This is a genomic window from Streptomyces alboniger, from assembly GCF_008704395.1.
Taxonomy (GTDB): domain Bacteria; phylum Actinomycetota; class Actinomycetes; order Streptomycetales; family Streptomycetaceae; genus Streptomyces; species Streptomyces alboniger.
The window spans coordinates 5,999,127-6,020,871 of sequence record NZ_CP023695.1 but is presented as its reverse complement, the minus strand read 5'-3'; the positions used below and the strand labels follow the sequence as shown (position 1 = coordinate 6,020,871).

Annotated in this window: 17 protein-coding genes; 7 read left to right on the top strand and 10 right to left on the bottom strand. The window is 70.6% G+C overall.

Annotation, left to right across the window (positions count from 1 at the left end):
• The first annotated feature begins 87 nt into the window (after positions 1–87).
• A complete protein-coding gene (locus tag CP975_RS26880; RefSeq protein ID WP_055531394.1) occupies positions 88–642 on the top strand; it encodes a DUF6082 family protein in 555 nt (184 codons plus the stop codon).
• Between the two features lie 186 nt (positions 643–828).
• The gene (locus CP975_RS26875; protein ID WP_030778658.1) at positions 829–1,065 is read left to right on the top strand and encodes a hypothetical protein; all 237 of its coding nucleotides are present in this window, start codon (positions 829–831) and stop codon (positions 1,063–1,065) included.
• Positions 1,066–1,205: 140 nt separating this feature from the next.
• Here CP975_RS26875 and CP975_RS26870 read toward each other — a convergent pair whose 3' ends face one another.
• A complete protein-coding gene (locus CP975_RS26870; protein WP_055531396.1) occupies positions 1,206–2,393 on the bottom strand; it encodes a citrate synthase/methylcitrate synthase in 1,188 nt (395 codons plus the stop codon).
• Positions 2,394–2,513: 120 nt separating this feature from the next.
• Here CP975_RS26870 and CP975_RS26865 point away from each other — a divergent pair, with 120 nt between their 5' ends.
• From CP975_RS26865 to CP975_RS26850, 4 genes are read left to right on the top strand one after another with little or no spacing between them, the layout of a single operon-like run.
• Positions 2,514–3,794: a citrate synthase family protein gene (locus tag CP975_RS26865; protein ID WP_055531398.1), complete on the top strand. Its 1,281-nt coding sequence runs from the start codon at positions 2,514–2,516 to the stop codon at positions 3,792–3,794.
• Positions 3,795–3,829: 35 nt separating this feature from the next.
• Positions 3,830–4,822, top strand: coding sequence for a ferredoxin family protein (locus CP975_RS26860; protein ID WP_150477434.1), 993 nt, complete (start codon positions 3,830–3,832; stop codon positions 4,820–4,822).
• Positions 4,823–4,850: 28 nt separating this feature from the next.
• On the top strand, positions 4,851–6,518 hold the full coding sequence (locus tag CP975_RS26855; RefSeq protein WP_055531399.1) for an ATP-binding protein: 1,668 nt from the start codon (positions 4,851–4,853) through the stop codon (positions 6,516–6,518).
• 22 nt (positions 6,519–6,540) lie between these two features.
• Entirely contained in the window at positions 6,541–7,218 is a 678-nt protein-coding gene (locus CP975_RS26850) for a response regulator (protein WP_055531401.1), read from the top strand.
• A 100-nt stretch (positions 7,219–7,318) separates the two neighbouring features.
• Here the strand turns inward: CP975_RS26850 and CP975_RS26845 are convergent, their stop codons facing one another.
• The 3 genes from CP975_RS26845 to CP975_RS26835 form a co-directional block, all read right to left on the bottom strand.
• Entirely contained in the window at positions 7,319–8,911 is a 1,593-nt protein-coding gene (locus tag CP975_RS26845; RefSeq protein ID WP_055531404.1) for a solute symporter family protein, read from the bottom strand.
• A complete protein-coding gene (locus CP975_RS26840; protein WP_055531408.1) occupies positions 8,911–9,468 on the bottom strand; it encodes a DUF485 domain-containing protein in 558 nt (185 codons plus the stop codon). Before CP975_RS26840 ends, CP975_RS26845 begins: the two co-directional genes overlap by 1 nt.
• Before the next feature lie 130 nt (positions 9,469–9,598).
• Complete coding sequence (locus tag CP975_RS26835) at positions 9,599–11,722, bottom strand: DNA gyrase/topoisomerase IV subunit B (protein ID WP_150477433.1); 2,124 nt, start codon at positions 11,720–11,722, stop codon at positions 9,599–9,601.
• A 442-nt stretch (positions 11,723–12,164) separates the two neighbouring features.
• On the opposite strand from CP975_RS26835, the gene CP975_RS26830 reads away from it, so the two are divergent.
• Positions 12,165–12,395, top strand: coding sequence for a DUF7455 domain-containing protein (locus tag CP975_RS26830; protein ID WP_030778645.1), 231 nt, complete (start codon positions 12,165–12,167; stop codon positions 12,393–12,395).
• 161 nt (positions 12,396–12,556) lie between these two features.
• Here CP975_RS26830 and CP975_RS26825 read toward each other — a convergent pair whose 3' ends face one another.
• From CP975_RS26825 to CP975_RS26800, 6 genes are all read right to left on the bottom strand, one after another.
• The gene (locus CP975_RS26825) at positions 12,557–13,387 is read right to left on the bottom strand and encodes a S1 family peptidase (protein ID WP_150477432.1); all 831 of its coding nucleotides are present in this window, start codon (positions 13,385–13,387) and stop codon (positions 12,557–12,559) included.
• Between the two features lie 139 nt (positions 13,388–13,526).
• On the bottom strand, positions 13,527–15,068 hold the full coding sequence (locus CP975_RS26820; protein WP_150477431.1) for an RNA polymerase sigma factor: 1,542 nt from the start codon (positions 15,066–15,068) through the stop codon (positions 13,527–13,529).
• Positions 15,069–15,519: 451 nt separating this feature from the next.
• Positions 15,520–16,410, bottom strand: coding sequence for a FadR/GntR family transcriptional regulator (locus CP975_RS26815; protein WP_208835592.1), 891 nt, complete (start codon positions 16,408–16,410; stop codon positions 15,520–15,522).
• Positions 16,411–16,572: 162 nt separating this feature from the next.
• Positions 16,573–18,456 (bottom strand): ABC transporter ATP-binding protein, encoded by a 1,884-nt coding sequence (locus CP975_RS26810; RefSeq protein WP_150477430.1) that lies wholly within the window; start codon positions 18,454–18,456, stop codon positions 16,573–16,575.
• Between the two features lie 207 nt (positions 18,457–18,663).
• Positions 18,664–19,425 (bottom strand): NUDIX hydrolase, encoded by a 762-nt coding sequence (locus tag CP975_RS26805; protein ID WP_055534516.1) that lies wholly within the window; start codon positions 19,423–19,425, stop codon positions 18,664–18,666.
• A 107-nt stretch (positions 19,426–19,532) separates the two neighbouring features.
• Positions 19,533–21,449 carry a glycogen debranching N-terminal domain-containing protein gene (locus CP975_RS26800; RefSeq protein WP_246201828.1) on the bottom strand — a complete coding sequence of 639 codons (1,917 nt, stop codon included), beginning with the start codon at positions 21,447–21,449 and terminating at the stop codon, positions 19,533–19,535.
• Positions 21,450–21,745 lie beyond the last annotated feature (296 nt).

The following is a 21,745-nucleotide window of genomic DNA, read 5'->3' as shown; positions in this document are numbered from 1 at the left end:
GCAAGCGCACCGCCCACCGCTCGCCGGTCCGCTCCCTGTCGACCCGCATCCGACGACCGGCGGACGGTCGCCGATTCGGGGGTTGACATGGCCACACGGAATTTTCGGGTACGGGGGGTGGGCTCGGCCGTGGTGGCGGGCCTGGTCTTCGCCACGGGGGCGCTGGCAGTCCTGGCCGCCCAGCAACGCCGGTACGAGGCTCTGCGCCGGAAGGCCGAACGGGAGGAGCGGTCCGAGCACCACCGCCACGCGGCCCTGGCCGCTCAGCAACGGCTCCAGTTCGACATGCTGAGCACCGCCATGGGCGACCCTGACCTGGCAGCGGTCCTCGACACCTTCGAGACTCCGCTGGACGCTCGCACTCAGCGGCAGTACCTGTTCGCCAACGCGCTGTACACCAATGCGCTGCTGGCCTGGCGCGTCGGCAATCTCGGGTGGGACGAGCTGCATGGCCATCTGCGGCTGATCTGCCAGAACGCCATCTTCCGCAACTACTGGGCGGCCACACGACCGCACCGCGCCAGCCTCCTGGAGTCCTCGGACGAAGCGCGCCTGGGCCGAATGGTCGACAAACTCATCCGAGACCTCGAGGCCGCGGACACCGATGAGTGGTGGGTGATCGGTGAACCCCCGCCCGAATAGCGCGACTTGGCCGTCATCCGAGGGGCCGGAGGCAGCCCCGCGAGAGGAACCTGCTCAGTTTGTCTCCGGTAACTCCTGTCCCTAAGGTAGGCGCGCGCGTTTTACCCCATGACGCCAACTGCCAAACCTCGCCTGCCACAACCAAGGCGGTTTCCCCCCGATCCCCCGCTCCCAGACTGGAATACCTTGAAGATCGTGCGCCGCGTCGGTGTCCCTCCCCAGCAGCGAGGAAGCACCTCAGGGCAGTCGTGCCCCGACGTGTTCGAATTGAGTGACGGGAACTTCGCCGTCATCGGGACAGAAGCAACTGCGGCACTTGAACAGGAACTCCCCCCGGACGCCTCGCGCGCCAGCTACGAACGCATCGTGATCGTGAGCCGCGAGACTCTCGTACGCGCCAAGAGTGACATCCCTGACGTCTAGCACCGGCTGACGCAGCCGACGGGCTCCGCGCTCTGGTGGCCCGTCAAGCATGGGGGTACTCGCTCATCTCCTGAGCGGGTACCCCCCGGGCGGGTATCCCCCCCCGGGCGGGTCGTTGGCGGCTCTCGCCCGTCGCGTGGTCAGTCGTCAGCCGGAACCGCCTGGGGCGCTGCCGGGCCCACATACCGTGCCGCCGGACGAATGATCTTCGAATCCCGGGCCTGCTCCAGGATGTTGGCGCTCCAGCCGACCACCCGAGCGGCCGCGAACGTCGGCGTGAACATCTCGCGGGGCAACCCGCACAGCTCCATGACGACCCCGGCGTAGAACTCCACGTTCGTGTGCAACTCACGCCCGGGCTTCAGCTCCGCCAGGATCGCCTCGACGTGCCGCTCGACCTCGACCGCGAACTCCACCATCTCGCCGCCGAATTGCCGAGCGATGCCGCGCAGCATCCGCGAGCGCGGATCCTCAGTGCGGTAGACGGGGTGCCCGAACCCCATGATGCGGTCCCCCGCCAGGACGCGCTCGCGGATCCAGCTGTCGATACGGTCGCGGGTCCCGATCGCGTCAAGGGTGTCGAGGGCGCGGCTGGGCGCCCCGCCGTGCAGTGGCCCCGACAGCGCGCCGACGGCGCCCACCAGGCAAGCCGCCACATCCGCCCCGGTCGAGGTGATGACCCGGGCGGTGAATGTTGACGCGTTGAACCCGTGGTCAATGGTGGAGATCAAGTACTGCTCAATCGCCCGCGCACGCGCGGCATCCGGCTGCGAACCGGTGAGCATGTAGAGGTAGTTGGACGCGTACGACAGGTCGTCCCGCGGCTCCACGGGTTCGAGGCCCTGCCCGAGCCGGTAGAGCGCGGTGAGCAGTGTCGGCACGACGGCGGACGCGGCGAGGGCGTCCGCGCGGCGCCGGTCGCCGTCGATGTCGTACACCGGGCGGAACCCCTTCGATGCCCCGAAGAGCGACAAGGCGGTGCGCAGTCCGGAGAGCGGTCCCGACAGCGCGCTGGCGCGGGCGATGACGGGCAGCGCGTCGCGGACTTCCGCGGGGAGGTGCCGCAGGGTCGCGGTCCGCTCGGCGAACGCGGCCCTCTGCGCGGCGTCCGGCAGCTCTCCGTAGAACATCAGGTGCCATACGTCCTCGAAGCCGCGGCTCTGCGCGAGCTCGACGGCCGAGTACTGCCGGTAGTGGTAGAAGCCCTCATGTCCCCTCACGTCTCCGAGTTCGGTCTCGGTGACCACGACACCCGCGAGTCCTCGTGGGACCTCGACGGGCTCGGCGGGGTTGGCAGTGGCGGTGGCGGTGGAGCCATTGATCGGCATGTTCTTCCTCGACTTCCTCCCAGAACTTGATTTGACTGTCCATGCTTGACTGAACTTCTGTCAATATTGATTGAATCAATGCGAGGAGGCGGGCGTCGTGATGCGGATACGGTGTCGCCCATGACGGATCAAGGAACCGAGCACGAAGGACGGCGGCGGCTGACCACCAAGGAGGCCGCCGAGCTGCTCGGTGTGAAGCCCGAGACCGTGTACGCGTACGTGAGCCGCGGTCAGCTCAGCAGCCGCCGCGGCCCGGGGACACGGGGCAGCACGTTCGACGCGAAGGAGGTCGAGGCGCTGGCCCGCAGGAACAGACGCGATTCCACCGCCCCGACCACGGCCAACGAACTCTCCGTGCGCACCCGCATCACGCTCATCGACAACGACCGCTACTACTTCCGAGGCGTCGACGCCGCCGCGCTCGCGTTGGCGCACTCCTACGAAGAGGTCGCCGAGTGGCTGTGGACCGGTGTCCTGCGCCCCGGCATCCGCTTCACCGCCCCCAGGGAGACCGTCTCCGCGGCCCGCCGCGCCGTCAACGCCCTGCCCGAGCACAGCGGACCGACGGACCGGCTGCGCGTCGCGGCCATCTCAGCGGGCGCCGCCGACCCCCTCCGCTTCGACCTCTCAGAAGACGCGGTCATCGGCACCGCGCGCACACTGATTCCCACGCTCGTCGCGGCGCTCCCGCCGGTCCTGCCGACCCACCGGGACGAAGGCCCTCTCGCCCGGCGCCTGTGGGCGCGGCTGAGCGGCGTCAAGCCCGACGAGGCCGCGCTGCACGCCCTGGACACGGCCCTCGCGCTGCTCGTCGACCACGACCTCGCCGCCTCCACGCTCGCCGTGCGGGTCGCCGCCTCCGCCCGCGCCCACCCCTACGCGGCGGTATCGGCGGGACTCGGCGTCCTGGAGGGGCCCCTGCACGGCGCGGCCAGCGGTCTCGCCCACCGCATGCTCCTCGACGTACTCGACCGGGGCAGCGCGACGCCCGTGGTCGCCGACGAACTGCGCGCGGGCCGCCGCGTCCCCGGCCTCGGCCACCGCCTCTACCCTGGTGAGGACCCGCGCGCGCAGGCGCTGTTCGGCCTCCTGGAGACGATGCCGAAGGCGGGTCCCGCCCTCGCCGCGGCACGCGACGTGGTGGCCACCACCGCCCGCCACACGGATCTGCGCGCCAATGTCGACCTCGCCCTCGCCGTCCTGACCGCCTCGTCCGGTATGCCGGCGGAGGCAGGCGAGACGATCTTCGCGGTGGCCCGCACCGCGGGCTGGATCGCGCACGCCCTGGAGGAGTACGACGAGCGCCCGCTGCGCATGCGCCCCAGCGGCCAGTACGTCGGACTGCGCCCGCCCCGGCCGATGCCCGCGGCTCCCCCAGTGGACTCCTCCGAAGAGGTGTAGACCGCTCGGGCCTGGGTGCGGTTAGGCTCGCCTATGTGAGTACGTGCGCGACCGCCTCGCGGGATCTGGACGAGCCTCTCGCGGGGACCGCGGCGACCGCCAGGACGTGGCTCCTGGTGGAACAGCCGGGCCCCTGGGGCGCCAAGGCGCTGACCTCCAGCCACCTCGCTCCCGAGGTCGGCCGCGCCCTGGAGAGGGCCGCCGAAGGCACCGGCGTGCGTGTCGCGCTGATCCGCCGCCCCGGGCGCCATGCCGACTGCCACGCGCCGCCGCGGCACGAGGTGTACGTGGCGCACACCGCCCCCGGGCACACCTGGGTGCGCTCCGAGGTGGTGGAGGACCCGCGGCGGTTGCTCGACCTCGACTTCGCGGCTCTCGGCGCCGGCGACCACGGCGGCTTCGGCACCCCGTACATGGGCGCCCCGCTCGCACTCGTCTGCACCAACGGCAAGCGCGACCGCTGCTGCGCTCTTCTGGGCAGACCGCTGGCTGCCGAGCTTGCCGCCGCCGGTGAAGAGGGAGCGTGGGAGATCACCCATCTGGGTGGCCATCGCTTCTCACCCACCCTTCTGGTCCTGCCGTACGGCTACGCGTACGGCAGGACCGGGGCACACGCCGTCAAGGAGATCCTCGAAGCCGTGCGGGCGGGCCGTGTGATCGCCGAGGGCTGCCGGGGCAACTCGGCATGGGAGCGGCCCGGCCAGGCCGCCGAGCTGGCGGTGCGCACCTCGACGGGCGAGGACGCCGCGGGGGTCCTAGCCGTCGTGGCTGCGGAAGGCGCGGCTCCGCGCTGGGAGGTGACCGTGGCGCACGCCGACGGCCGCCGTTGGCGGGTCACCGTGGCCCAGGGGACCTCTCGACCGCCCCGCCCGGAGAGCTGCGGCGCTGCTCTCGGGACCCCGGCACGGATGGACGTGCTGGCGGTACGCCAGGCCCCGGAGGGCGCTGCCCAGGAGGACTCGACCGGCCGCCGCCCCGACCTCGCCGCGTCTCCGTACGAGATCCCCACCACACTCACTTCGGAGTAGCCCGCCGGCGGCCGTACCGTTCGTACACATGAGCCCGACCTCCCGTGTGCGACGCCTCCGCCTCGGCCTGCCGCGGCGCGTGTTCTCGCAGGTGCTGGTGATGCAGCTGGCCATCGCCGCCGGGGTCGCGGTGCTGGCCACCGGGCTCTTCCTCGCGCCGCTCAGCGATCAGCTCGACGACCAGGCGATGCGCCGCGCGCTGGCCATCGCCCAGACGACCGCCGCCCATCCGAAGATCGCCGAGGACCTGACGTCCTCGCGCCCCACGGGGGACGGCCCCGTCCAGGCGGAGGCCGAGCGGATCCGCCGGGCCAGCGGCGCCGAGTACGTCGTGATCATGAACAAGGAGGGCATCCGCTGGTCCCACACGGACCGCACTCAGATCGGCAGGCCCGTCTCGACCGACCCCAGCGACGCGCTCGCGGGCCGCGAGGTCATGGAGATCGACGACGGCACGCTGGGCCGCTCGGCCCGCGGAAAGGTGCCACTGCGTGACTCCGGTGGTCACATCGTGGGCGCCGTCTCCGTAGGCATCGAGTACGAAAGCGTGCGGGCCCGTCTGATCCACTCCATCCCCGGGCTGCTCGCCTACGCGGGCGGGGCGCTCGCCGTCGGCGCGATCGCCGCGTACTTGATCTCCCGCAGGGTGCAGAGGCAGACCCGTGACCTGGCGTTCTCCGATATCTCCGCCCTGCTCGCGGAGCGCGAGGCGATGCTGCACGGCATCCGCGAAGGGGTCGTCGCGCTGGACAGCGGCGGCCGGATCCGGCTGCTCAACGACGAGGCGCAGCGCCTCCTCGGCCTCGGCACGGAGGTGGTCGGTCGGCCGCTCGACGAAGCGCTCGGCGCGGGACGTACGACCGACGTCCTCGCCGGCCGGGTCTCCGGCACCGACCTGCTGACCGTCCGCGGGCAGCGCGTCCTGATCGCCAACCGCATGCCCACCGACGACGGAGGCGCCGTCGCGACCCTGCGCGACCGCACGGAGCTGGAGCAGCTCGGCCGTGAACTCGACTCGACGCGCGGCCTCATCGACGCCCTGCGCGCCCAGGACCACGAGCACGCCAACCGCATGCACACACTCCTTGGCCTGCTCGAACTGGAGATGTACGAGGAGGCCGCCGAGTTCGTCGGCGAGGTGGCGGGCGCCCACCGGGTGACCGCCGAGCAGATCACCGAGAAGATCCGCGACCCGCTGCTCGCGGCGCTGCTGGTCGGCAAGGCCACAGTGGCCGCGGAACGTGGCGTCGCGCTCTCCGTGCCGCGCGAGACCGCGCTGCCCGACCGGCTCGTCGACCCGGGCGGTCTCGTCACGATCGTCGGCAACCTCGTCGACAACGCCCTCGACGCCGCCGCGGGCACCCGCCATGCGCGCGTGGAGGTCGCCGTGCGCACTGAGGGGCGGGCCGTGGTCCTCCGGGTGCGCGACACCGGCCCGGGGGTCCCCGCCGAGCAGCGGGAGACGATCTTCACGGAGGGCTGGACCACCAAGGAGCCGCCGGCGCACGGCAAGCGCGGGATCGGCCTCGCCCTGGTCCGCAGGCTCGCCGAGCGCCAAGGCGGCAGCGCACGCGCGGGGGAGGCGCCCGAAGGGGGCGCCGAGTTCACCGTCGTCCTGCCCGAAGCCCTTACGGAGCCTGCGTTCTCCCCCACGGAGGGATCAACTTTGATCAAGGGCACGGAGGCGACGCCATGATGGAGGGGCTGGAGGGGACGTCATGATTGAAGTCCTTGTCGTCGACGATGACACCCGGGTCGCAGACGTCAACGCCGCCTATGTGGCGAAGGTCCCCGGCTTCCGCGTGGCGGCGAAGGCACACAACGCCGCCGAGGCGCTGCGGCTCGTCGAAGCTCTCCCCGTGGACTTGGTGCTGCTGGATCATTACCTGCCGGACGAGACGGGTCTGTCGGTCGTACGTACGTTGCGTGAGCGCGGCCACCAGACCGATGTGATCATGGTGAGCGCGGCCCGTGATGTCGCCACGGTCCAGGCGGCGATGCGGCACGGCGCGCTCCAGTACTTGGTCAAGCCGTTCTCCTACGCGGGCCTTCGCGCCAAGCTCGACGCGTATGCGAGGCTGCGCCGCACGCTGGATGGCGGGGGCGAGGCCGAACAGGCCGAGGTGGACCGGATCTTCGGCGCGCTCTCGGCGACGCCGGTGCCCGAACTGCCCAAAGGGCACTCCCCCACCACCGCGGAGCTGGTCCGCAGGGCCCTGATGGCCGCGGAAGGGCCACTCTCCGCCCAGGAACTGGCGGACCGCACCCGGCTGAGCCGGCAGACGGCACAGCGCTATCTGAAGCTCCTGGAGCGCACGGGCCGCGTCAGGCTCAGCCTCAAGTACGGCGACACGGGCCGCCCGGAGCACCGCTACGAGTGGGCCGCGAGCGTCTAGGCGGCCCCTGGGCGCGGCCGCCGTCCACAACGGGAGAGAAGCCGGGGAGGGGCCGGGGGAAGACCGGGAAAAGGCCGCGGAGGGGCCGGGAGGATAATCGTTACGCCGCTCCGGCGCCGGTCAGCGACCGCACTTCCGTCTCCGCGTGCTTGGCCTCGTCCGCGCGTTCACGCGAGGTCACCGTGCCCAGCCAGCCCGCGAGGAAGCCCAGCGGGATGGAGACGAGACCCGGGTTCTCCAACGGGAAGTACTGGAAGTCCACACCCGGGAAGAGGGAGTTGGGCCCTCCGGAGACCACCGGTGAGAGCAGCACCAGCGCGAGCGCGGGCAGCAGCCCTCCGTACACCGACCACACCGCACCTCGCGTGGTGAAGTTCCGCCAGAACAGGGAGTAGAGCAGCACCGGCAGATTGGCGGACGCGGCGACCGCGAAGGCGAGGCCCACCAAGAACGCGACGTTCAGGTCGCGGGCCAGCAGCCCGAGACCGATCGCGACCACACCGATCCCGGCCGCCGCGGCGCGCGCCACCGCCACCTCGCTGCGCGGTTTCGCATTCCGCCGACGCAAGGAGGCGTACAGGTCGTGGGCCACCGACGCCGAGGAGGCAAGCGTGATTCCGGCGACCACGGCGAGGATCGTGGCGAAGGCGACTGCGGCGACGACGGCGAACAGAACCGTTCCGCCTGTGGAGTCCGCGCCGCCGCCCAGGTCGAGCGCGAGCAGCGGCACCGCCGTGTTCCCCGCGGCGTTCGACCCGCGTACCGCCTCCGGGCCCACGATCGCCGCCGCGCCGAAGCCGAGCACGATCGTCATCAGATAGAAGCTGCCGATGAGACCGACGGACCAGACGACCGAGCGCCGCGCGGCCCGCGCGGTCGGCACGGTGTAGAAGCGGGACAGGATGTGCGGCAGCCCGGCGGTACCGAGTACGAGTGCGAGGCCGAGGCTGATGAAGTCGAGCCGCGCGGTCCAGTCACCGCCGTACTTCAGGCCGGGTGCCAGGAATCGCTCGCCGTGTCCGCTGCGGTCGGCCGCGGTCCGCAGCAGCTGGTCGAAGTCCCCGTGGAAGCGCACCAGGACGAGCACGGTCAACGCGATCGCCCCGCACATCAGCAGGACCGCCTTCACGATCTGGATCCAGGTGGTGGCCCGCATCCCTCCCAACGACACATAGATCACCATGAGCGCGCCGACGCCGACCACCGTCCAGGACTGCGCCACCCCGCTCGTCCCACCGAGCAGCAGCGCGACCAGTGAGCCCGCCCCCACCATCTGCGCCACCAGGTAGAGAACGGACACGGTGACCGAGGAAGTTCCCGCCGCGATCCGCACCGGCCGCTCCCGCATCCGCGAGGCGACGACGTCGGCGAGCGTGAAACGCCCGCAATTGCGCACCAGTTCGGCCACCAGGAACAGCACGATGAGCCAGGCGACGAGGAAGCCGACCGAGTAGAGCAGCCCGTCGTACCCGAAGAGCGCGATCAGTCCGGAGATGCCGAGGAAGGAGGCGGCCGACAGATAGTCACCCGCGATGGCGAAACCGTTCTCCATCGGGGAGAAGAGCCGCCCGCCCGCGTAGAACTCCTCGGCCGAACCATGCCGGTTGCGGCTCACCCACGTCGTGATCGCGAGTGTGATGGCTACGAAGCCGGCGAACAACAGGAGAGCGAGGGTCTGGTGATCACCGGTCATCACTCGGCTCCCCGCCCTTGCCCGTCGACCTGCTCCCGCTCCCGCTCCCGCTCCGCGACCTGCTCCCGCACCCGCTTCTGTTCGACCACGGTCCACCGCAGATCAAGGGCCGCACGGTCCCGTCGCAGACGCGCGTGCCGGGCGTAAGCCCAGGTCAGCAGGAACGTCGTGAGGAACTGGCCGAGGCCCGCCAGCATCGCCACGTTCACCGCGCCCGTGACGGGACGCGCCATCAGGCCCGGCGCCGCCGTCGCGGTCACGACGTACGCCACGTACCAAGTGAAGAAGACGGCGACCACCGGGAAGGCGAACCTCCGATACCGGCGGCGCACCTCCTGGAAGGCCTCGCTGCTCTGCACTTCCAGGTAGATGTCGGCCGCACTCGCGCTCCGCCGCTGTGCGGCGCCCCGAGGCGGCACCACGGAGGCCGGCGCGCCCGCGCCGTCCGGCTCCCCCCAGCCGGAGGCGAGCGCGTCGTACCAGGGATCCCTCAGATCGCCGGGGCGACCCGGGCCCGGGTCGGCCCGGCCCACCCCGGCATGGGGCGCGTCGTGCATCTCCACCGAACTCTCCTTGTCCGCAGCCCTGTTCGGCCGCGTGCCCAAGGATGGGCAGATCGGGAAGATCCCTGACACTTCTCTCGGTGCTCTTCACCCCATCAGGTGAAGCCGCGTCAGATACGCACCCCTACGCGTCGATGCGCGAGCGGTCCAGCGTCGCCGCGGAGCTGGTGATGAACTCCTTGCGCGGCGCGACGTCGTTACCCATGAGCAGATCGAAAACCTGCTCGGCCGAGTCCAGGTCGGAGATGTTGATCCGGCGCAGGGTCCGGTAGCGCGGGTCCATGGTGGTCTCGGCCAGCTGATCGGCGTCCATCTCGCCCAAGCCCTTGTAGCGCTGGATCGAGTCCTTGTAGCGCACGTTCTTGCGCTGCAATTCGAGCAGCGTCTCCCGCAGCTCACGGTCCGAGTACGTGTAGACGTACTTGTCCTGGCCCTTCTTCGGCTGGCTGAGCTCGATGCGGTGCAGCGGCGGCACCGCGGCGAACACGCGGCCCGCCTCGACCATCGGCCGCATGTAGCGCTGGAACAGCGTCAGCAGCAGGATCCGGATATGCGCGCCGTCGACGTCGGCGTCGACGAGCAGGATGATCTTCCCGTAGCGCGCCGCGTCGATGTCGAAGGTCCGGCCGGACCCGGCTCCTATGACCTGGATGATCGCGCCGCACTCGGCGTTCTTCAGCATGTCCGTCACGGACGCCTTCTGAACGTTGAGAATCTTGCCGCGGATCGGAAGGAGGGCCTGGAACTCGGAGTTCCGGGCGAGCTTGGCGGTGCCGAGCGCGGAGTCGCCCTCGACGATGAACAGCTCGCTGCGCTCCACGTCGTCGCTGCGGCAGTCCGCGAGCTTCGCGGGCAGCGAGGAGGACTCCAGGGCCGTCTTCCGGCGCTGGGCGTCCTTGTGCTGGCGGGCCGCGATGCGCGTACGGGCCGCCGCGACAGCCTTCTCCATGACGGCACGCGCCTGCGCCTTGGCGTCCCGCTTCGTGGACGTCAGGAACGCCTTCAGCTCCTTGGCGATGACGTTGGCGACGATGCGGTTGGCCGCGGAGGTGCCGAGCACCTCCTTGGTCTGACCCTCGAACTGCGGCTCCGCGAGACGGACCGTGACGACCGCGGTGAGGCCTTCCAGGGCGTCGTCCTTGACGATGTCGTCCTCGGCGACACGCAGTACCTTCTGGCTGCGCAGCGCCTCGTTCATCGTCTTCGTCAGCGAGCGCTCGAAGCCGGACACGTGAGTGCCGCCCTTGGGGGTGGCGATGATGTTGACGAAGGACCGTACGGTCGTGTCGTACCCGGTGCCCCAGCGCAGCGCCACATCCACGCCCAGCTCACGGGTGACCTCGGTGGGCGTCATCTGACCGTGGTCGTCGAGGACCGGCACCGTCTCCTTGAAGGAACCCTGCCCGGAGAAGCGCAGGACGTCGCAGACCGCCTTGTCCTGGGCCAGGTACTCGCAGAACTCGCTGATGCCGCCGTCGAAGCGGAAGGATTCCTCACCCTTCGCGCCGCCCTCGCCGAGGCCGAACTCATCGCGTACGACGATGGTCAGGCCCGGCACCAGGAACGCGGTCTGGCGGGCGCGCTGGTGGAGGTTCTCCAGCGACAGCTTGGCGTCCTTGAGGAAGATCTGCCGGTCCGCCCAGTAGCGCACGCGCGTGCCGGTGCGGTTCTTGGGGATCTTCTTGGCCTTGCTGAGCTTCGCCGACGGGTCGAAGGGCGCCTCGGGTCCGAGCTTGGAGAAGGCGCCGGGAACGCCGCGCCGGAAGCTGATCGCGTGGGTGTGCCCGGCGCGGTCCACCTCGACGTCGAGGCGCGCGGAGAGCGCGTTCACCACGGAGGCGCCCACGCCGTGCAGGCCGCCGGAGGCCGCGTAGGAGCCGCCGCCGAACTTGCCGCCCGCGTGGAGCTTGGTCATGACGACCTCGACTCCGGAGAGGCCGGTTTTGGGCTCGACGTCCACGGGGATGCCGCGGCCGTTGTCCCGGACCTCCACGGAGGCGTCGTCGTGGAGGATGACCTCGATGTGGTCGCAGTACCCGCCCAGGGCCTCGTCGACGGAGTTGTCGATGATCTCCCAGAGGCAGTGCATCAGGCCGCGGCTGTCCGTCGACCCGATGTACATGCCCGGGCGCTTACGGACGGCCTCGAGCCCCTCCAGGACGAGCAGGTGCCGCGCGGTGTAGTTGGAACCGTCCCGGTCTGCTCCGGTCAGCAACGCTGTGGACGGCACGGACGTCTCGGCGGTCACGCGGTTCGCTCCTCGCTGAATTTCAAGGGGAGTCCTTTGGGGTAAGGACGCGGCTTCGGTTGCCCGTCAGAGGGTACCGAGGCCTGGTAGAGCCGTTGTAACGCCACCCTCGTCCAAACGCAGACTAGCCCAGGCTCGCATACGTGTTCGATCCCTCGATGGAGTGAAGCGCACGTCACGTTCCCTTCGAGGCATGAACCATTTAGGCTCCGGGCACGTCCTCATGAACAACCGGCAAGCCAGCCGGGAGGACACCGACCCTGACAGACAGCGCGAAACCGTAAGACACGTAAGAGACGCAATACGGCACATTCGCCGCCAACCGGCAACGTACAACCTCCTCAAAAAGAAATTTCGAGGAAAAGCCACGAGCGGGAACGTTTTCGGCCTGGTTGGATGTTGACCCTGGTACGACAGCTCGTCGAGCTAGAGAAGAGGCGACGTGACTACTGTTCTGACCCCCGCGAGCCCCCTGACGGCCGCTGATCGCTGCGACCGCTGCGGCGCCCAGGCTTACCTGCGCGTCGTCCTGCTGAGCGGCGGCGAACTGCTCTTCTGCGCCCACCATGGCCGCAAGTTCGAGCCGGAACTCAAGAAGATCGCCGCTGAGATACAGGACGAGACGGAGCGTCTCACCGCTGTTCCGGAGAGCGCCACTGAAGAGGACCGCTGACACCTCGCATCCACGACGAGCCAGCTCCGGCACACCAGGCCGGTGATCGGGCGGTGGTCCCTGCCAACCGGCAGGGACCACCGCCCGATCTCGTCACAGAGGCCTCCACGCCCCGTCTGAGCCTTCCGGGGGCCACATCGTCGCCCCCGGGTGAGCCCGCCTCAGGCGCGGGCCCTCAGCACCCTGGGCACGTCCGAGATCCGCGTATAGACACCCGGGCTCCCAGGACGCCCGCAGCCGCTTCCCCAGGACACCAGGCCGATGAGCCGGCCCTGCGCGACCAGCGGCCCCCCGCTGTCCCCCTGACAGGCGTCCCGCCCCCCGAGCATCTCGCCGGCGCACAGCATGGTCTTGGCCTTGTACGTGCCGTCGGTACTGCCCGGGTACGCCTTTTCGCACACTGCGTCGGACAGCACCCGCACCTGTGCCGCATGGAGCGTCCGGGCGTAGTCGCCGGCCCCTGTGGTGTCCCCCCAGCCGTAGACATCCGCCTGCGTGCCCGGCTTGTACGCGGGGTCGCCCTCTCCCGCCATGGGGAGCACGTACCCCTCGGGAAGGGGCTCGGCCAGGGTGAGGGCCGCGACATCCCCGGAGTTGGAGTGGGCGTCGTACTCCGGGTTGATCTTGACATGACTGACCAGAATCTCCTTGCCTTCCGAGGTGCCCAGATCTCCGCGTCCTGCGATGACCTTCAGGTCCGTGACCCGGTCCAGCGGCGCGCCGAGTACGTCCTCGCTCATACAGTGAGCGGCCGTCAGGACCGTTGTAGACCCGGTCACCACGCCCCCGCAGAACTGACCCGACCGGGTACCCCCGAACCGGTCACGACTCGAGAGCGCCACCACCCACGGGCTCTCGGACACCTTTACCGGGCTGCCCCCGACGATCACACTGTCGGCCGACGCGGGCACCGGGGAAGCCAGCGGCAGGGCGGCGGCAGCGGCCGCCGTGGCCAGTACTCCCGTCCACGATCGGGCGAAAGGACGACGCATGCGATCTCCTCACTCTGAGCTGCGATGGCTTACCCAGAGTCAGTCAGCGCCGCATACCACGCACCCGCGCGCGAAAGGCCCGAAGACCTCACGCTGAGGACTTCGGGCCTTTCGGGAACGCTCTGACGACTGTCGAGACCTAGTCGAGGTAGTCGCGCAGGACCTGCGAGCGCGACGGGTGACGCAGCTTCGACATCGTCTTCGACTCGATCTGACGGATGCGCTCACGCGTCACTCCGTAGACCTTGCCGATCTCGTCGAGGGTCTTGGGCTGGCCGTCCGTGAGGCCGAAGCGCATGGAGACCACGCCCGCCTCACGCTCGGACAGGGTGTCCAGGACCGAGTGCAGCTGCTCCTGGAGGAGCGTGAAGCTGACCGCGTCAGCCGGCACGACCGCTTCGGAGTCCTCGATGAGGTCACCGAACTCGCTGTCGCCGTCCTCACCCAGGGGGGTGTGGAGGGAGATCGGCTCGCGGCCGTACTTCTGGACCTCGATGACCTTCTCCGGGGTCATGTCGAGTTCCTTGGCCAGCTCCTCCGGGGTGGGCTCGCGGCCCAGGTCCTGGAGCATCTGGCGCTGGACACGGGCCAGCTTGTTGATGACCTCGACCATGTGCACCGGGATACGGATGGTGCGTGCCTGGTCGGCCATGGCACGGGTGATCGCCTGACGGATCCACCAGGTGGCGTACGTGGAGAACTTGTAGCCCTTGGTGTAGTCGAACTTCTCGACCGCGCGGATCAGACCGAGGTTGCCCTCCTGGATGAGGTCCAGGAAGAGCATGCCGCGGCCGGTGTAGCGCTTGGCCAGGGAGACCACCAGGCGGAGGTTGGCCTCCAGGAGGTGGTTCTTGGCGCGGCGGCCGTCCTCGGCGATGATCTCCAGCTCGCGCTTGAGCTTGGGGGCGAGCTTGTCGGCGTTGGCGAGCTTGTCCTCGGCGAACAGGCCGGCCTCGATGCGCTTGGCGAGCTCGACCTCCTGCTCGGCGTTGAGGAGCGGGACCTTGCCGATCTGCTTCAGGTAGTCCTTGACGGGGTCGGCGGTGGCGCCGGCCGCGGCGACCTGCTGGGCCGGCGCGTCGTCCTCGTCCTCGTCGGACAGCACGAAGCCCTGGGCGCCCTCCTCGGCGGGCTCGCCCTCTCCGGGCTTGCCGGCGGCGGGCGTCTCCTCGGTGGCCTCTTCGTCCAGGAGCTCGTCGGCGTCCTTCTTGGAGGCGGACTTCTTGGCCGTCGCCTTCTTGGCGACGGTCTTCTTGGCGACGGCCTTCTTTGCCGTCGTCTTCTTGGCAGCGACCTTCTTCGCGGGCGCGTCCTCGGCGCCATCCGCGGTCGGCGCCTCAGTGGCGGCGGTGGCGGTGGGCTTCGCCGTGGCGGCCTTGGCCGCGACCGTCCTGGTCGCGGTGCGCTTGGCCGGGCTCTTCGCTGCGACGCTCTTGCGGGGGCGCTTGGGCTCCGCGGCACTGACCATCAGCGTCACACCCTCTTCCTCGAGGATCTGGTTGAGGCTGCGCAGAACGTTCTTCCACTGAGTGGCCGGAATCTGGTCAGCTTCGAAGGCACGACGCACGTCATCGCCGGCGATCTGCCCATCAGCCTTTCCCCGCTCGATGAGCGCCATGACAGAGACGGATTCGGCGATCTCCGGCGGGAGCGTACGGGATGTGCTGGCCGACACGAACAACCTCTCGGAACGTTGGAAAACGGCTTCCGGCCCCGTCCATTGTGGACCGGAGCCGACGACCGGCGGCTAGGGATTCGGGCCGACGGCGCGGGCGGGGGCCGGGGAGCTACACAGCGTCGCGAACGACGGCTGTATTCCCTCCTCGGCTATCACCTCTTAGGTCATCGCGCTGTTCCTTGGAGCGTTACGCCCAATCTACGTGGCCCGAGTCACACCCCGTAAGTGCTCAAAAGCATCCAGATACGGCCAGAAGCGACCTATACGCATGCACGAATGATCCCCCGATGGCCCGCGATGCAACCCTCACGATCGCGTCGCCGGACCCCACCGGGCTCCTGAGGAGCCCGCGGAGATCCGGCGACGCGTGGTGCGGCGGCGGAGCCGTCGTCGGCGCGGGGACGACGCGACGCCTGGCGTGGGGCGCGCGCACAGCGGACGGCTGGACGCGCGGTCAGTGCTCGCGAGGGGCGGGCACGACGCGCTCCACCTCCGGGTGGACGGTGAGCAGCTGCCGCATGGCGGCCTCGGCGCCGGCCCCGTCGCCCGTCGCAAGGGCGTCGACCACACGCGAGTGATGCACGAGTGACGTCTCGCTGGGGCGGTCACAACCGGTGACCGGCCCTCCGGAGACCTGCAAGGCGGCCGAGACGATGCCGGAAAGGTGCTCCAGCATGCGGTTGCCCGCGACCTGGATGAGCATCGAGTGGAACTCGGCGTCGGCGCGCGAGAAGGTGATCGAGTCGCCCTGGGTCAGCGCGTGCCCCATGATCTCGACCATGTTGGCGAGGCGCTGCTGCACTTCTTCCCTGCCGTGCCCGGCGGCGAGGCGAGCGGCGAGCGGCTCGATCATCCAGCGCAGCTCACCGAGCTCGCGTCGCTGGTGGTCGCGTTGTGGCCCGAAGGCCCGCCACTCGATGATGTCCGGGTCGAGCAGGTTCCAGTCGCTGACGGGACGCACGCGCGTGCCGACGTTGGGCCTGGCGCTGACCAGACCCTTGGCCTCGAGCACGCGCAGCGACTCACGGACGACGGTGCGGGACACCTCGAAGCGCTGGCCGATCTCCTCGGGGACGAGCGGGCGGTCGGCTCCGAGATCGCCGGAAACGATCATCTGACCGAGCTGCTGGACGAGCTGGCCGTGCAGTCCACGGCCGCGGCTTCCGGAGGCGCGCCGGCTCACACGCCCCAGGTCGTGTTCGGCGCCGTCCCATGTGGGGGCGACGACCCGGTCGCCGGCGCCCGAGGGCTCGGCGAAGGGGTATCGGTCGAGGTCGCCCGGGCCGGCGAGACCGGAGTCGGCGGAGCGGGCGGTGGTCATCATGGTGTGCGCAAGGGTACTCACGGATCAGTTGTCGGCGTGGCCCCCAACTCCCTTGAGGTCTTTGGTGAAAAGCACACGAAAGGGTGATCGCTTACCCCGCCGCAATTGACGCCTTATCGGAAAGAAATGAGCGCCGTCCGGGGAGTTGTGCACACCCCCGGAACCGAAGGCGGCGGACGGTCGTCAACGGACTCTGCCGCGCACCGTCGTGAGCACATATGCGCAGAGCAGGGCGGTCAGCGACAACATCAGTGCACCGCCCACGGGTTGAGCGATCATGCGCACTCCCCCCGCCACGTACCGCTCGGCTCCGAAGGGCCATTGCATCAGCGCGAGATCCCGCAGCCGCCCCGGAAGCCCGGCCGCCGATCGCACAGCAGGTCCCTCAACGGCCTTTTGTACGAGCGGTACGACGATGATCGGCACCGCCACGACCGCGGCCAGGCCGGCGGTCGTGGACCGGAAGACGCCGGCGGCCAGTACTCCCGCCCAGGCGCACCCGGTCACCAGGGCTGCCCAACTCGCGCTCAGTGAAAGCCAGTCCCCGGGAACTCTGATGAGCTCGTCTCCGTATACAAGGTGAAGCAGCGTGGCGTCAGCGCCCACCGTGAGCAGGCCCAGCAGCAGCGCCGTGGCGGCGGCGACCAGCAATTTGGCGACGAGGAGCCCGAGGCGACGCGGGACGGTCCCCCGGTCCGCGGCGAGGGCGGGGTGCCGGAATTCGTCCCCGAAGGCGAGGGCCCCGAGCAGTCCCGCGCCAAGGGCCGCGGGCGGCAAGGGAAGTTCATGGGGCCAGGCGGCGAGGAGGCGTGGCTGGGGTGTGTGCCCGGACCGCGCCAGGAGGACGCAGATCAGGGCGGAGGTGGCGAGGACGGCGGCGGCGGTGAGATAGCCGGTCCCGACACCCGTCAGACGCCGCAGCTCGTACCGCAGCGGGCGCAGGGGACTGCGGCCGGGACGGACGGTGATGGGCGGCGGCAAGGGGGAGGGGGAGTCCTGGGTGGTGCGAGGGGGAGGGGCCGCGGGGAGGAGTTCCGTTTCGTCTTCGGCGGAGTCCTTGTCCGGGGGCTCGGCAGGGGTTTCTACGGACGTTTCGACGGAGGCCTGACGCCCGTCATCCTCGGTCGAGGCGGATGCCACCGGCTGCCCCAACGCCCCCGAGACATTCAAAGGTCTCGCGTCAGCGCCTGAAGGCCCCGCGTCTCCGATCTCGTCGGCGAGCTGGTGGACGAGGATGCCGTGGCGGTACGCGGTCTCCCCCACGTCGGCGCAGTTACTGCCGTACACGGAGAGTCGGTTGCCGTCCTCCTGGACCACCTCGATCGACCGCCGCCCCGCGCGGGCCTCCTTGGCGAGAATGGCCGCGAGGCGGGCCGCATGAGGGCTCAGGACGGCGACGCGGGGGCGGAGGCGGGTCCGCGCGAAGTCGGCGGCCTCCTGGTCGGCGACGAGCCGTCCTGCCTCCAGTGTGACGACACGATCGGCGGTCCGCGCCGCCTCTCTGGGGTCGGCCGTGGTGAACAGGACCGTTCCGCCCTGGGTCGCGTGGGCGCGCAGGATTCCGTGCAGCCAGGCGCCTTCCCGGGCGGAGAGCCCGTCGGCCGGCCCGTCCAGGACGAGTGTGTGCGGGTCGGCGAGCAACGCGCAGGCCAGCCCGAGGCGACGGTCCATGCCGCGCGAGAGGGTGCCGAGGCGCTGATCACGGAGGCTGACGAGGCCAACGGCCTCAAGGACGTCGTCGGCGCGCAGCACGGACACTCCGGCGGCCGCGCACAGCATGCGCAGGTGTCCACGGACCGAGCGGGCCGGGTGCCCCGGAACATCGCCCAGGAGGACGCCCACCTCGCGCGACGGGTGGGCGATGTGGTGCATGGGGCGGCCTCTGAAGTACGTGATGCCGCGGCCCTGTTGGAGTTCGAGCATGAGCCGCAGCGCCGTGGTCTTACCGGCGGCCTCGGCGCCGAGCAGCGCCGTTACACGACCGGCGCGCGCCTCGAAGGACACGTCGTCGACGGCGGGCGGGAGCTCCTGACGGGGATTGCTGGTCAGTCCGATGGCCTGGATCATCGCTTCTCTCGCAGGATGTGCGACCGCTCGGCGGCCGGGGCCCGTCCGCCGGATCGGGGACGGACGAACCCCGTGGGTACCGCAGCAAGATAACGCGATATTTCCGGCTTTTCGGGCAGGAGGTGGGTCACTGGTGTCCGCCGAGAGACGAGGACGTCCGGAAAAGGCGCGGGCGAGGGCGAGGCAGACGGGGAGGTGCGTGGGTGCTCAGACCTCGGGGCGCAGCATCGGCGGGTTGAGCAGCGTCGCGCCTCCCGCCCGGAAGAGCTGCGCGGGCCGACCGCCCTGCCGGGTCGTCGTGCCACCCGTGGGCACGAGGAAGCCCGGGGTGCCGGTCACCTTCCGGTGGAAGTTGCGCGGGTCCAGGACGACACCCCACACCGCCTCGTACACACGTCGCAGCTCGCCCACGGTGAACTCCGGCGGGCAGAAGGCCGTGGCCAACGACGAGTACTCGATCTTGGAACGGGCGCGCTCCACGCCGTCCGCCAGGATCTGCGCGTGATCGAAGGCGAGCGGCGCGGCGGGCTCGCCCTCACGGCCGAAGCCCGCTTGGTTGAGCAAGGTGCCGACCGGTGCCCAGCGCGCACTGTGCGCGTCGCCGCCCGCGCGAGGCGCCGGCAGGTCGGGGGCGAGCGCGAGGTGGGCGACGCTGACCACCCGCATCCGCGGATCCCGCTTGGGGTCGCCGTATGTGGCGAGCTGTTCGAGATGCGCGCCGTTGGCCTGCGCCGGGGCGTCGGGGTCGTGTGCGCACAGGCCCGTCTCCTCGACGAGTTCACGCGCCGCCGCGGACGAGAGATCCTCATCCGGACGGACGAATCCTCCGGGGAGCGCCCAACGCCCCTGGAACGGCTGCTCGCCACGCCGCACGGCCAGCGCGCAGAGCGCGTGACGGCGCACGGTCAGCACGACCAGGTCGACAGTGACGGCGAAGGGCGGGAAAGCCGACGGGTCGTAGGGGGACATGCCGCGATCATAGTCGTCTGCCTGACGATAAACACCTCCTTCGCCGAATAGCTGCCGGTCCGGCTCTTCTCCCGCACCCATGACCTTCGGCTGACTCCCGGCCTGACTCACACCCCCAACTGCAGTCCGTCGGCCGCTTCCTCGACCATGGCGAGGCCGAGCCTGCTCACCCGTACCGAGAACGGTTCACCCGCGACGCTCAGTGCCGTCAGTCCCAGCTCGCCCAGCGGGGCGCCGCGAAGCGGCCTCAGCGTCACCGTCCCCGCCGGCGCGTCGGGGCGGATCCCTGCCAGCGCCGTAAGGACATGCACCCCGGCGGCCGCGGCGGTCGCCGCCGGACGGCAGGCCGCCGGGTGCGGCAACGGGGCACTGCCTTCCATCCGCTGCTCCCCCGCGTACATCTCGGGCAGCCGATGGCCGAAGCTCTCGGCCGCCGACAGCACGCCCCGCAACAGCGAACTCGCCTCCTTCTCGTACCCCGCCTCCGCGAGCCCCGTGATGGCAATCGCCGTCTCCTGTACCCGGACCGCCCCACCGCGGTGCCCGAACGGGTTGTACGCGGCCTCCTTGGCCCCCAGGCTCCGCAGTCCCCAGCCGGAGTCCATGGCGGGGCCGCCGAACAGCCGGGCGAGTTGTTCCGTCTGGACCTTGTCGAGTAGCCCGGGTGCGAGCGCCCCCGCCCCGAGCAGGCCGGTGTCCAGAAGGTGCGCCGCTCCCCCGGTGAGGTGCGGTACGAGGCGGCCGTCACGCAGCCGGGCCAGGGCAGGTCTGCCACCGGCCCGGTCCTGCACCCAGAACTCCTCCCTGAACGTGGTCCGCAGCCGCTGGGCCCACTGCCGCAATCCGACCGCTCCCTCAAGGCCGTACGCGTCGAGCAGGTCCGCGCCGAGCAGCGCGGCCCGATGAGCGTGCGCCTGGGACTCACATCGCGCGAGCCCGCTCGGATGCGCGTCCGGCAGAAAGTCGCCGTCACCGACCGCCGCGCGCAGCCACCCCAGGCACTTCTGCGCCGCGGGCAGCAGCTTCTCCACCTCCTGCCCCGGGAGCCCCCAGCGCCGCGCCTCGGCGAGGAGAGCCGGGAACAGCAAGGTCGCCTCGGTGCCCGTGCAGCCGGGCGGCAGGTGCGGCCCCGCGTCCCTCAGCGGTCCCGGAATCATGCCTGACCGCGGTCCCGAGCCCATGAGTTGACTTCGAGCGAGGGTCCGCAACGTCCCGGCGGCGAGCCGTGTACCCAACGGCAGCGCCATGCGGGCGGCGGCCAAGGCCTCGGCAGGCGCGAGCCCGCAGCGCCACGGCGCGCCCGCTGCCGGATACATGTCGGTGGGGTGTTCGGGGTCACGCAGCAGCAACGCCTGGAGGTCCTCGACGGCCCGGTCGAGCAGCGGCCGGACCCTGGGGTCGTCCCCGACGGCTCGTGCGGCGACGACGGAGCGCAGCGCGCCCTGCCCTGCCGCGCGGATCGGCCCGGCGCCATCGGGCCTCACCCGCAGTTCCACGCTGCGGGAGGCGCCCGGCGGCAGGTCCACCTCCCAGCGCAACAACCCCGCGGAGGCCAGGGCGTCGACAGGTGCCGGGTCGGCCGTGACCACGCAGTGGGCCGTGGCGGTGGACCACCGCATACCGGAGTCGTGCACGCTGGCGGGCAGTTCAGGTCCGGCTCTGCCGGACGCGACGGCCCCCACCTCGGCGAGATCCGTGCCGAGGGAGACCTCGACGGGCAACCGCAGGGGGCGCACGGCCGCGCTGTGCAGAGTGATCCGCTCCGTACCGTCCGCGGAGCGGATCCGCTCGATGACGATCTCCGGGTCGGGACCGCCGTCGGTCGGAAGACGCAGGGTCGCCATGAAGCGGGCGCTGTCCGCCGAGAGCATGCGGGCCTGTACGGCGACCGGCTCGCGGCCGGCCACGCGCAGCTGGCACCGGGCGAGGATCCGGCGCCCCGCGCGGTAGAACCCCTCCAGTCCGTGACCGGTCAGCTGCCCTTGTTCCGTGGAGATGGCGAAGGCGGGCAGGGCTACGCAGATCAAGGCCGTATGCGCGGGCGGGAGCTCCACGGGGCGGTGGGGCGCCTGAGCTGGCGTGCCGGACGGGCGCGGTGCGCCAGGCCTGGACGCGGGGGCCCGCACGGGCCGCCGGGGCCCCTCTCTGTCGGACGCGGAAGACGGAGCGGAAACGGACATGGGGCGGCTTCTTCGGCGTTGTCTGCGCTACGAAAGGTCGGAGGCGGTACAGCAACGCGACCCGGCCACAGATACCGCCACTCAGGTGAACGGACCCGCCCTCCCCCAAGTCACGCCCCCGCGGCAGGAAGCCGACCACA